At 68.3% G+C, this 11,636-nt stretch carries 9 protein-coding genes; 7 read left to right on the top strand and 2 right to left on the bottom strand.

Annotation, left to right across the window (positions count from 1 at the left end):
• Window positions 1–77: 77 nt before the first annotated feature.
• From HUN07_RS03565 to HUN07_RS03590, 6 genes are all read left to right on the top strand, one after another.
• Complete coding sequence (locus tag HUN07_RS03565; protein WP_174907964.1) at window positions 78–605, top strand: anthrone oxygenase family protein; 528 nt, start codon at window positions 78–80, stop codon at window positions 603–605.
• An 11-nt stretch (window positions 606–616) separates the two neighbouring features.
• The gene (gene lysS, locus HUN07_RS03570; RefSeq protein WP_114723477.1) at window positions 617–2,128 is read left to right on the top strand and encodes a lysine--tRNA ligase; all 1,512 of its coding nucleotides are present in this window, start codon (window positions 617–619) and stop codon (window positions 2,126–2,128) included.
• Window positions 2,129–2,259: 131 nt separating this feature from the next.
• Window positions 2,260–2,613: a histone-like nucleoid-structuring protein Lsr2 gene (locus HUN07_RS03575; protein WP_114723429.1), complete on the top strand. Its 354-nt coding sequence runs from the start codon at window positions 2,260–2,262 to the stop codon at window positions 2,611–2,613.
• Window positions 2,614–3,208: 595 nt separating this feature from the next.
• The gene (locus tag HUN07_RS03580) at window positions 3,209–5,086 is read left to right on the top strand and encodes a hypothetical protein (RefSeq protein WP_254622780.1); all 1,878 of its coding nucleotides are present in this window, start codon (window positions 3,209–3,211) and stop codon (window positions 5,084–5,086) included.
• On the top strand, window positions 5,083–6,288 hold the full coding sequence (locus HUN07_RS03585) for an acyltransferase family protein (protein ID WP_254622781.1): 1,206 nt from the start codon (window positions 5,083–5,085) through the stop codon (window positions 6,286–6,288). Before HUN07_RS03580 ends, HUN07_RS03585 begins: the two co-directional genes overlap by 4 nt.
• A 346-nt stretch (window positions 6,289–6,634) precedes the next feature.
• Complete coding sequence (locus HUN07_RS03590; protein WP_114723425.1) at window positions 6,635–9,187, top strand: ATP-dependent Clp protease ATP-binding subunit; 2,553 nt, start codon at window positions 6,635–6,637, stop codon at window positions 9,185–9,187.
• Window positions 9,188–9,242: 55 nt separating this feature from the next.
• Here the strand turns inward: HUN07_RS03590 and HUN07_RS03595 are convergent, their stop codons facing one another.
• Window positions 9,243–9,842, bottom strand: coding sequence for a TIGR03086 family metal-binding protein (locus HUN07_RS03595; RefSeq protein WP_174907966.1), 600 nt, complete (start codon window positions 9,840–9,842; stop codon window positions 9,243–9,245).
• Window positions 9,843–9,939: 97 nt separating this feature from the next.
• Between HUN07_RS03595 and HUN07_RS03600 the strand changes: the two genes are divergently transcribed.
• Entirely contained in the window at window positions 9,940–10,911 is a 972-nt protein-coding gene (locus tag HUN07_RS03600) for a helix-turn-helix transcriptional regulator (RefSeq protein WP_174907968.1), read from the top strand.
• 5 nt (window positions 10,912–10,916) lie between these two features.
• On the opposite strand, the gene HUN07_RS03605 is transcribed toward HUN07_RS03600, so the two are convergent.
• Window positions 10,917–11,522 carry a hypothetical protein gene (locus HUN07_RS03605; protein ID WP_254622782.1) on the bottom strand — a complete coding sequence of 202 codons (606 nt, stop codon included), beginning with the start codon at window positions 11,520–11,522 and terminating at the stop codon, window positions 10,917–10,919.
• Between the last annotated feature and the right edge of the window lie 114 nt (window positions 11,523–11,636).

Consider the following 11,636-nt stretch of genomic DNA (forward strand, 5'->3'; position numbering starts at 1 on the left):
GCGACGGTAGACGCTCGAGTATGTTTCTGCGACGCTGCGCCATGGATCGTCTCGCATTGTTGCGGTGGTATCGATTCATGACCACAACAGCGGACGGCACGTCGTCGTCGGGAGCAGTCGCCTTCGAGATCCTCGTCGGAGTGACCGCGCTGGGCGCCGTGATCGCCGGCGGGGCCCTGTTCGCGTTCTCCGCGTTCGTGATGCCCGCACTGAGTTCGATTCCCGCACACTCGGCGATCGAGTCGATGCAGGCGATCAACGTCGCGGCGCCGCGCAGTGCGCTGATGATTCCGCTGATGGGATCCGCGCTCACCGCCGCGGTCTGCGGCGTGTGGGCGGTCGTCGTCCGCCCCACCGGATGGGTCCTGGTGCTGGTGGGTGTCGTCGGGACGATCGCGGCCTTCGCCGTCACCGCGATTTACCACGTTCCGCGCAACGACGCGTTCGCGTCGGCGGACCTGGCCGACGCGAACGCCTGGCAGAGCTACCGAACCGGATGGACGCTCTGGAATCACGTCCGGGTCGGCCTCTACTTCGCATCCGGCGTGGTGCTCGCGATCGCTGCCGCGCTACCGGCCACACGCTCGGCAGATGCCGCCCTATAGTCTTGTATCCCGTGAGTGAAGCACCCGCCCAGCCAGTAGACGACACCCCCGAGCAGCTCCGGATCCGCCGCGAGAAGCGGGAGCGTCTGCTTGCCCAGGGGCAGGAGCCGTACCCGGTGTCCGTTCCCCGCACTCACAGCCTCGCGGAGGTGCGCGCGAAGTACCCCGATCTGGAGCCCGACACCGCTACCGGTGAGCAGGCCGGCGTCGTGGGCCGTGTCATCTTCGTGCGCAACACGGGCAAGCTCTGCTTCGCGACGCTGCAGGAGGGCGACGGCACCCAGCTGCAGGCGATGCTGAGCCTGGCCAACGTCGGCGAAGAGGCCCTGGCCGCGTGGAAGTCCGACGTCGACCTCGGCGACTTCGTGTTCGTGCAGGGTGAGGTCATCAGCTCCCGTCGCGGTGAGCTCAGCGTCATGGCCGACTCGTGGCAGATGGCGGCCAAGTCGCTGCGTCCGCTGCCCGTCGCGCACAAGGAGATGAGTGAGGAGTCCCGCGTGCGTCAGCGCTACGCGGACCTCATCGTCCGCCCCGAGGCCCGGGAGAACGCCCGCAAGCGTGTTGCCGTCGTTCGTGAGCTGCGCAATGCCCTCGAGCGGCGCGGGTTCCTCGAGGTCGAGACGCCGATGCTGCAGACGCTGCACGGCGGCGCCGCGGCCCGCCCGTTCGTGACGCATTCCAACGCGCTCGACATCGACCTGTACCTGCGTATCGCGCCCGAACTGTTCCTCAAGCGCTGCGTGGTCGGCGGCATCGAGAAGGTCTTCGAGATCAATCGCAACTTCCGCAACGAGGGCGTCGACTCGACGCATTCGCCGGAGTTCGCGATGCTCGAGACGTACGAGGCCTACGGCACCTACGACGATTCCGCGAAGATGATCCGCGAGCTGGTCCAGGAGGTCGCGCAGGCGGCGTTCGGTACGCAGGTGGTCACGCTCGCGGACGGCACCGAGTACGACCTCAGTGGCGAGTGGAAGACGATGGACATGTATCCGTCGCTGTCCGAGGCCATCGGCGTGCAGGTCACCCCGGACACCACGGTCGAGGAGCTGCTGGCGCTGGCCGCCAAGGTGGGTCTCGAGGTCCCGAAGGACAAGGGATACGGCCACGGCAAGCTCGTCGAGGAACTGTGGGAGCACCAGTGCGGTGACCAGTTGTACGCGCCGACGTTCGTGCGGAACTTCCCGGTCGAGACGTCGCCGCTGACCCGCCAGCACCGCACCCTGCCGGGTGTCACGGAGAAGTGGGATCTGTACATCCGCGGATTCGAACTCGCCACCGGATATTCGGAGTTGGTCGATCCGATCATTCAGCGTGAGCGTTTCGTCGATCAGGCGCGTCTCGCCTCGGCCGGCGACGACGAGGCGATGGCTCTCGACGAGGAGTTCCTGGCGGCGATGGAGCAGGGTATGCCGCCGACGACCGGAACCGGCATGGGAATCGACCGTCTGCTGATGGCACTCACCGGATTGGGAATCAGGGAAACCATCTTGTTCCCAATTGTCCGACCGAGCGCGCGCTGACCGGGAGTTTCAATTCGCTCCTATTGCCGAGTCATCACTTTTGGTGATTCAGGGGTACGATTGCATTCGTGTTACCGGCTGGGGCGCATCGCGTCTGAGCAACGTCGCGTCATTCGGAAGGAATTGACCCCATGGCAAAGAAGGTCACTGTAACGCTCATCGACGACGTCGATCAGGACGCCACTGCCGATGAAACGGTCGAGTTCGGCCTGGATGGGGTTCTGTACGAGATCGATCTGTCTTCGGAGAATGCTGCGAAGCTTCGTGAACAGTTGGATGTTTGGGTTTCGCATGCCCGCAAGGCGACGGCTCGTCGTCGTGGCGGCAAGGGTACTTCCAGTAGCAGTGCGACCTCGTCGCGTGTTTCGGTAGACCGCGAGCAGAGTGCGGCGATTCGCGAATGGGCACGCCGGAACGGTTATCCGGTGTCCTCTCGCGGTCGAATCTCGGCGGAAATCACCGAGGCGTACAACAAGGCGCACTGATTACGGCCGGACGTCGCCTCCGCCGATTCGGCCCCGCGTGTAAAGGCGCGCTGCTAGTGTCCGCGATGTGCGGCTGAGGCGATTGTTTACCGACGCAGTGCCTTCGATATTGGACAATCCGGGTGGGTCCGGGCCGAGATCGAACCACTCGTCGCGTAATCCGCTCGACAGTTATCCGAATCCGGTTGTGCCGGTACACGGCACCGGGGGGAACCGGCCCGGACAATGGGGCCACGTATGCCCCGCCCCCGGCGACCGAGGAATATTGCGTCTTCTCGCTTCCTCCCGTTCCATTCGCCGATCGCTCCTGGTCGATTCCGGCGTTCGACGGAATGAAGCCGATCGAGCAGAGGACACGCCGGCGGGGCACCGATTACGGTGGGCATGCGGCGATCGCCGCGGAGTCGATGGCGGCGCGCATGCTCAATGCGCTGGACCGCGGCCGCCCGCGTCCGATTCCGTGCCAGTTCGTCGCACCGATCACAGGAGGCTGAAGCACCTCGCACAGCACTCCGGCGGCTCCTCAGACTCGCATTAATTTGCGTCAGTAAGGTTCCGCTCCGGCGATCGGGCCGACGGGAAGGAGCGTGTGCGGGTGCGAGCAGTTCCGGAGGCGGGCCTCGGCGACGAGATCGACTTGCCCACACCGACGCGGAATCCCTGGTGGCTGCTCGATTCCCGACGAGTCCTTGCGGTGGCCGCCGCAATGGTCGCCCTGCAGATGGTGGTGCGGGGCATCGTCGCCTTCTCGGGCGACTTCTACTGGGACGACCTGATCCTCATCAGCCGCTCGGGGCAGTACCCGGCGTTGTCGGGTGAGTTCCTGTTCTACGACCACGACGGTCACTTCATGCCTGCCGCGTTCCTGGCGGCCTGGTTCGCGACCACGGTGGCACCGCTGACCTGGGCGGTCCCTGCGTTGATGTTGCTGTTACTGCAACTGCTGGCGTCGCTCGCGGTCCTTCGCGTCCTGCGGTTGCTGCTCGGGATGCGCCCGATCGTGCTGCTGCCGCTCGCGTTCTACCTGTTCTCTCCGCTGACCCTGCCGTCGTTCGCGTGGTGGGCCGCGGGACTGAACTCGCTGCCGATGCAGATCGCCCTCGCCTGGGTGGCGGGCGACGCGATCCGGCTCTGTCGGACCGGACGCGTCCGGTTCGCGGTGTCCGGTTCCGTGGTGACCGCGCTGTCGCTGGCGTTCTTCGAGAAATCGGTGCTGGTGCCGATCGTCGCGTTCGCGACCGTGGTGCTGCTGTTCCGGCTGGACGGAATCGAGCGGCCGCTGCGTTCGGCGTGGCGGCGGGGTCGGGTGCTGTGGATTCCGCTGGTCGCCGTCACCGCGCTGTGGGCGGCGGCGTACCTGTACTTCACCGAGTCGAGGTTCGTCGTCCCGAGTCCGGCGCAGACCGTCGGCCTCGCCCACCACGGCACGTCGCTGGGCCTGGTGCCGACACTGCTCGGCGGACCGTGGGCGTGGGATCGGTGGCCGCCGAGCCCGCCTTGGGCGACGCCGCCGACCGTCCTGGTCGTGCTCGCCTGGGCGGTGCTGCTGGCGGCGCTGGCGTGGTCGCTGCTGTGCCGGAAGCGCACGGGTGCGGTGTGGCTGGCGCTGGTGGCCTACGTCGCGGCGTCGGAGGCGGCGATGGTGCTGACCCGGTCCGGTCCCGGTACCGCCTACGAGCTGGCGCAGACGCTCCGTTACGTCGCCGACAGTGCCGTCGTCATCGCGATCGGCTGGGCGTTGATCGTCCGCGCACCGCGTCGCGAGAATCCTCGGCTGCGCACCCCGGCTGCGCTCCAGAAGCCGGAGAGACGAGCGGTCGTCGCGCTGGCCCTGACCGTCCTGTTCGTCGTGAGCAGTGTGTGGTCGACGTTCACGTTCGTCCAGCGGTGGCGCGACAACCCCACTGTCGACTACCTCGCGAACGCCCGCGCCTCGCTGGCCGCGAATCAGGGCTCGCCGCTGCTGGATCAGCCGGTGTCCATCTGGGTGCTGCTGCCCGTCGCGTACCCGCACAACACGACCAGCCACATCTTCGCCCCGTTGGACGAGCGCCCCGAGTTCGGCCGGTCCACCAACTACCTGCAACTCCTCGACGACTCCGGCCGGCTGATCCCCGCCGCCGTGACGTCGATCCGCAACATCGGTCAGGGGCCGGTGCCGGGCTGTGGCTACCGCGTCGAGGACGGCGCCACCGACATCCCGCTCGACGGCCCGCTGATCGACTGGGAGTGGACCGCCCAGCTCAACTACTTCGCGAGCGCCGACGGGACGATTGAGGTCGGGCTCAGCGGCAGCGGCCCGGCTACCGACGCTGTGACTGTCCCCGTCCAGGCCGGGCTGAACCAGGTGTTCGTGCGGCTTTTCGGCCCCGGCACCGCGGTGCGCGTGCAACCGGTGACTCCTGGACTGGCGCTGTGCGTCGGAGCCGGTCCGGTCGGTGCCGTCGTCCCGGCTGCGGGGTCCGGCTCGTGAGAACGGACGGGGACGCCGGGTATCTGGCGTCGCTCACCGGCCTGCGCGCGGTCGCCGCGCTGCTCGTGGTCGGCGCGCACGCCGCGTTCTGGACCGGCCGGTACACGAACGACCTGGCGGGCGGCGCGTTCTCCCGCCTCGAGATCGGCGTCGCGGTGTTCTTCGCGCTGTCGGGCTTTCTGCTCTTCCGTCCGTGGCTACGGGCGGCGGCCGGGCAGCAGGAGTTGCCGTCGGCGCGCACGTACCTGTGGCATCGGGTCCGACGGATCCTGCCGGCGTACTGGATCACCGTCGTCGCGACCTACGTGATCTATCTGTTCCGGGAGCCGGGGGAGACGGGTCTGGGCTGGTCGGGGTTCGCGCGGAACATGACGCTCACCCAGATCTACGGGACCGGGCACCTGCACACCGGGCTCACCCAGATGTGGAGCCTGGCGGTGGAGGCCACGTTCTATCTGCTGCTGCCAGTGCTCGGGTGGTTCCTCGTCGTGGTCGTCTGCCGCCGCTCGTGGCATCCGGTCCGGCTCGCGATCGCGCTGCTCGTGGTCGTCGCGATCACGCCGTTGTGGACGCTGATCACGCACAACACCGACCTCACGTACACCGCACGGCTGTGGCTGCCGGGATTCATCGCGTGGTTCGCGGGCGGCATGCTGCTCGCGGTGGCGTCGCTGACGGTGAAGCGGTGCAATCCGTACGCGATGGGTCTGCTGGCGCTGTACTTCCTGCTGCTGGCATGCACGCCGCTGGCGGGCGAGGCGACGATCATCCCGATGGACGTCACCGAGGCCGTCACCAAATCGACGCTCTACCTGCTGTTCGCGATGTCGCTGATGGCACCACTGGTGATCGGCGACTGGCCCGGTCCCCTCGGCAAGCTGTGCGCGTCCGGACCGATGGTGTGGCTGGGCGAGATCTCGTACGAACTGTTCCTGGTGCACCTCGTGGTGATGGAGTTCGTGATGGAGATGCTCGGCTACCGCACCTTCCAGGGCTCGACCGTGGGCGTCTTCATCGTCACCGTCGCCTTCTCCGTCCCCATCGCGTGGGTGTTGCACCGGACGCTGGAACGCGTGCTGCCCACCGGCCCGCGGGCGGAGCGGCGGGCGATGACCGTCACCCGGCGCGCATCCGTCGTGGACTCGGCGGTGCCCGACGTCGACGCGGCGGCGACCCGGGCTACTCCCAGTCGAGTCGATTGACGGTGCCGCGACGCGCCGTCCAGCGGGATCACCGTTACGAACCTCGCCGATTCCCTGTGTCGGCGGTCATTGCGGAAGTGTTCGCTTCAGGCGTACAGCCGGCGGGAAACGATTCCGCCACCTGCGGCGTTGAAGACTTCGAGCAGGTTGACTCCGCACGTTTGACGGGTGGAGGAGCGGCGGGTCGAATGGCAGCCCACTAGAGTATGAGGTGGGGTCGTGGAACCTTCGTCGGTTCCGGAGGCCGTCAGCCTGTTGTGCCGGAGCGAAACGCGGCGGGCGGGTACGAGACACTGTGACAAGCGGGGCCTCGGACCTGGACCGCCGGAGAGTGTGAGGGAGAGCGATGTTCGAGAGGTTCACCGATCGCGCGCGGCGCGTTGTTGTCCTGGCGCAAGAAGAAGCCAGGATGCTCAACCACAACTACATCGGCACGGAACACATCCTGCTCGGTCTCATCCACGAGGGTGAGGGCGTGGCGGCGAAGTCGCTGGAGTCGTTGGGTATCTCCCTCGAAGGTGTCCGTAGCCAGGTCGAGGAGATCATCGGCCAGGGCCAGCAGGCCCCGTCCGGCCACATTCCGTTCACCCCCCGTGCCAAGAAGGTCCTCGAGCTCAGCCTGCGCGAGGCGCTGCAGCTCGGCCACAACTACATCGGCACCGAGCACATCCTGCTCGGCCTGATCCGCGAGGGCGAGGGTGTCGCGGCCCAGGTGCTCGTCAAGCTGGGCGCCGACCTCAACCGTGTCCGTCAGCAGGTCATCCAGCTGCTCTCGGGCTACCAGGGCAAGGAGCCGGCCGAGGCCGGCGGCAGCCGTGGCGAGGCGGGCACCCCGTCGACGTCGCTGGTCCTCGACCAGTTCGGCCGCAACCTCACCCAGGCCGCCCTCGAAGGCAAACTCGACCCGGTCATCGGCCGCTCGAAGGAAATCGAGCGCGTCATGCAGGTGCTGAGCCGCCGCACCAAGAACAACCCTGTCCTCATCGGTGAGCCGGGCGTCGGTAAGACCGCCGTGGTCGAGGGCCTCGCACAGGCCATCGTCAACGGCGAGGTCCCGGAGACCCTCAAGGACAAGCAGCTCTACACGCTGGACCTGGGCTCCCTGGTGGCCGGCAGCCGTTATCGCGGTGACTTCGAGGAACGCCTCAAGAAGGTGCTCAAGGAGATCAACACCCGCGGCGACATCATCCTGTTCATCGACGAGCTGCACACCCTCGTCGGTGCCGGCGCGGCCGAGGGCGCCATCGATGCGGCCTCGATCCTCAAGCCGAAGCTGGCCCGCGGCGAGCTGCAGACCATCGGTGCCACCACGCTCGACGAGTACCGCAAGTACATCGAGAAGGACGCCGCCCTCGAGCGCCGGTTCCAGCCGGTCCAGGTCGGCGAGCCGACGGTCGAGCACACCATCGAGATCCTCAAGGGTCTGCGTGATCGCTACGAGGCGCACCACCGTGTCTCGATCACCGACAGCGCGCTGGTCGCGGCGGCCACCCTGGCCGACCGCTACATCAACGACCGCTTCCTGCCGGACAAGGCCATCGACCTCATCGACGAGGCGGGCGCCCGGATGCGCATCCGTCGGATGACCGCACCGCCGGACCTGCGCGAGTTCGACGACAAGATCGCCGACGCCCGTCGCGAGAAGGAGTCCGCGATCGACGCGCAGGACTTCGAGAAGGCCGCGAACCTGCGCGACAAGGAGAAGACCCTCGTCGCACAGCGTGCCGAGCGCGAGAAGCAGTGGCGTTCGGGTGACCTTGACGTCATCGCCGAGGTCGACGACGAGCAGATCGCCGAGGTGCTGGGCAACTGGACCGGTATCCCGGTCTTCAAGCTCACCGAGGAGGAGACCACGCGTCTGCTCCGCATGGAGGAGGAGCTGCACAAGCGGATCATCGGCCAGGAGGACGCCGTCAAGGCCGTCTCCAAGGCGATCCGCCGCACCCGCGCCGGCCTGAAGGATCCGAAGCGTCCGTCCGGTTCGTTCATCTTCGCCGGCCCGTCCGGTGTCGGTAAGACCGAGCTGTCCAAGGCGCTCGCGAACTTCCTGTTCGGCGACGACGACGCGCTCATCCAGATCGACATGGGCGAGTTCCACGACCGGTTCACCGCGTCGCGTCTGTTCGGTGCCCCTCCCGGCTACGTCGGCTACGAAGAGGGCGGCCAGCTCACCGAGAAGGTGCGCCGCAAGCCGTTCTCGGTGGTCCTGTTCGACGAGATCGAGAAGGCTCACCAGGAGATCTACAACACCCTCCTGCAGGTGCTCGAGGACGGCCGTCTCACCGACGGTCAGGGTCGTACGGTCGACTTCAAGAACACCGTGCTGATCTTCACCTCGAACCTGGGCACCTCCGACATCTCGAAGGCCGTGGGTCTGGGCTTCTCCGCCGGAACGGGCAGCGAGTCGAACTACGAGCGGATGAAGCTCAAGGTCAACGACGAGCTCAAGAAGCACTTCCGCCCCGAGTTCCTCAACCGCATCGACGACATCATCGTCTTCCACCAGCTGACCAAGGATCAGATCATCCAGATGGTGGACCTGATGATCGGCCGCGTCGAGAAGCAGCTGAAGAACAAGGACATGGACATCGAGCTGACCGAGCAGGCCAAGTCGCTGCTCGCCAAGCGCGGGTTCGATCCGGTGCTCGGCGCGCGGCCGCTGCGTCGCACCATCCAGCGCGAGATCGAGGACCAGCTGTCGGAGAAGATCCTCTTCAACGAGGTCGGCCCCGGTCAGATCGTGCTCGTCGACGTCGAGGGTTGGGACGGCGAGAGCGCGGGCGAGGACGCGAAGTTCACGTTCACGCCCAACCCGAAGCCGGTCAAGGTGCCGGACTCGCCCGCCGAGGCGCTGGCCGGTGCCGGCGACGCCCCGTCCGAGGGTGGCTCCGCCGAGTAGGTTCACAGGCACGACGACGCCCCGCACGCAGCAGCGTGCGGGGCGTCGTCGTGTGTCAGGCGGAGATCGCGGGCCGGCCGATGCCGGTCCGGCCGGACCAGTTGGCGAGGCGTTCCGTCGGTCCCGCTCCCTCGGCCGGCTCGACCACCGCGCCGAACGGCACGTGCCCACCGCGGGGGCTGGCGGGGATCGCGCGGCGGGCCACCGCGAGTGCCGATTCGGCGAGTGCGGAGTCGGTCTCGGTGGGTTGCCCGGTCGCGGCGGCCAGATCCCAGCCGTGGACCAGCGTCTCGTTGAGGTATCCCCAGATCGCGGCGCGGCCGGGTACGCGGCCCCACGGCGCGGTGACGGTGACGTCGAGCAGCGCGTCGTCGCTCCAGACGGCCCACATCCTCTCGCCGGCGATCCGGTACGCGGCGCACCGATCGCCGTCGACGGCGATCGCGACCAACGGCACGGTGGTCGGGTCGCCGCCCTCCCCGATGACACGCGCCCGGTCGACGGTGGCGACCAGGTGGCCCATCAGGGTCGCGACGTCGAACTCGTCGCACGGCGTCGGATCCGTCAGCTGGTCCGGCCGCACCTCGGCCATCAAGGCGGTCACCCAGGCCAGGGCCTCGCGGTATAGGGGGCGGGGATCGGTGATGTCGGTCATGGTGGGGCCTTTCGATCGAGTGCACGTGTGCGGACCGCGCCCACTCTCGTCCCTAATCACGACATCTCCTGTCATGTATTGCTGAGAGGATGGGGCAATGCGCGCCGACCGCCTCCTCTCGCTGGTATTGCTGCTGCGGAACAGGGGACGGATGTCCGCACCGGCCCTCGCCCGGGAGCTCGAGGTGTCCACTCGCACGGTGCTGCGTGACGTCGAGGCCCTGTCGACGGCCGGGATCCCCGTCTACGCGGAACGCGGCCGGGACGGCGGGTTCGCCCTGCTGCCGGGGTTCACCACCGACCTCACCGGGCTGACGGTGGAGGAGGCTAAGGCGCTGCTCGCGGCCGGCGCCGCGACCACCCCTGCGGCGCTGGGGATGGCGCCCGCCTTCGCGTCCGCGATGCGGAAGGTGTCGGCCGCCATGCCCGACACGCATCGCTCGGCCGCCACACGAGTTGCGGAACGGGTGCTCGTGCGCCAGGGCGGTTGGCTCACCGACCCGTCCCACGAGGCGTATCTCGGCCTGATCCAGCAGGTGGTGTTCGCGGGACGCCGGCTTCGGCTCCGGTACGCCGCCCGCGGCAGCGAATCACGCTGGCGCACAGTTGATCCGATCGGCCTGGTCAATGCCGGCGGCAGGTGGTACCTGGTGGCAACGCATCGCGGTTCGGAGCGCACGTACCGGCTGTCCCGCATCCAGGACGCCGTGGAGCTCGACGAGCCGGCGCGGCGCGACCCCGTCGTCGACCTGGCCGGGATCTGGGACCGGCGGCGGTCCGAGTTCCGTGCGCTGCACGAGTCCGTGGCGGCCACCGTTCGGGTGCGGGCCGAGCGGCGGGAGGACCTTCTCGACTCGGTGCTCTCCGCCGCCTCGGAGACTCGCGCGGACGGCTGGATCACGGCCGAGGTCGAGTTCGGCGACGCCGCTCACGCCGGGGGAGTGTTGTGGATGCTCGGCGAGGATGCCGAACTTCTCGGGCCCGAGAGTCTGCGCGAGGGGATCAGGCTCCGGGCGTCGGGCATGGCCGATCGGCACCGGGCCGCCCGTCCGGTGCCGGAACCGGGCTGACCCACTCAGGTGCAGGGGCCCGTCGACCCCGTCATCACCACGACGTGCGCGGCGCGGCGCGTCCGGTCCGGCCCGAACAACGCCACTTCCTGCCGGGCCCAGCGGTCCCAGTGCGGCCGGAATATGTCGCCGTCGCGCCGCAGGGCGCGACGCATCCGCTCGTCCGGGGAGGCGTCGACGAACACCCGGACCGCGAAGTACCCGCGCGCGATGCCACAGGTCGATCCGGCACCCTCGACGATCAGGTAGCGGTGGCGGCGGACCGCGCGCCACTCCGCGTATCCGCCGCGATACCAGTCGTAGCGCCGGTAGCGCGGGATCCGGCCGTGCTCGGCGGGAGAGAGGACCCACCGGACGAGTAGCGGCACGGACGCCGCAAGACCGTCCCAGCCGGGGTAGAGGTCGTCCATCCGGACGATCGGCGCGTCGCCCAGCGCCGCGGCGACCCGATCGGCGAGGGTCGATTTTCCGCCGCCCGCGGGACCGTCGATGCCTACCAGGATCGGCCGGCGTCCTCGACGCCGCCGTCGGTGGGCGGCACGGGCCAGAGCCGCGGTCCGAGCTGCCCCCCCGGCCTGCGCCCGGCCGGTCTGATCGTCGTCGGTGGTCACGATCAGCACGCTATGCCGATCGTCGCCCCGGTCGGTATTCGCCGAGGCGGTCGAGTGGGCTCCGGGGGGCTGCCGGGGGCCTGCCACCAGATCACCGCGGGGTTCGTCCCGGTC

It is taken from the genome of Rhodococcus sp. W8901 (assembly GCF_013348805.1).
Classification (GTDB): domain Bacteria; phylum Actinomycetota; class Actinomycetes; order Mycobacteriales; family Mycobacteriaceae; genus Prescottella.

What these genes read in the sequence shown, in the direction of transcription:
- HUN07_RS03565 (WP_174907964.1), top strand. Translation starts at nt 78, where the DNA reads ATGACCACAACAGCGGACGGCACGTCGTCGTCGGGAGCAGTCGCCTTC.
- HUN07_RS03575 (WP_114723429.1), top strand. Translation starts at nt 2,260, where the DNA reads ATGGCAAAGAAGGTCACTGTAACGCTCATCGACGACGTCGATCAGGAC.
- HUN07_RS03590 (WP_114723425.1), top strand. Translation starts at nt 6,635, where the DNA reads ATGTTCGAGAGGTTCACCGATCGCGCGCGGCGCGTTGTTGTCCTGGCG.
- HUN07_RS03595 (WP_174907966.1), bottom strand. Translation starts at nt 9,842, where the DNA reads ATGACCGACATCACCGATCCCCGCCCCCTATACCGCGAGGCCCTGGCC.
- HUN07_RS03600 (WP_174907968.1), top strand. Translation starts at nt 9,940, where the DNA reads ATGCGCGCCGACCGCCTCCTCTCGCTGGTATTGCTGCTGCGGAACAGG.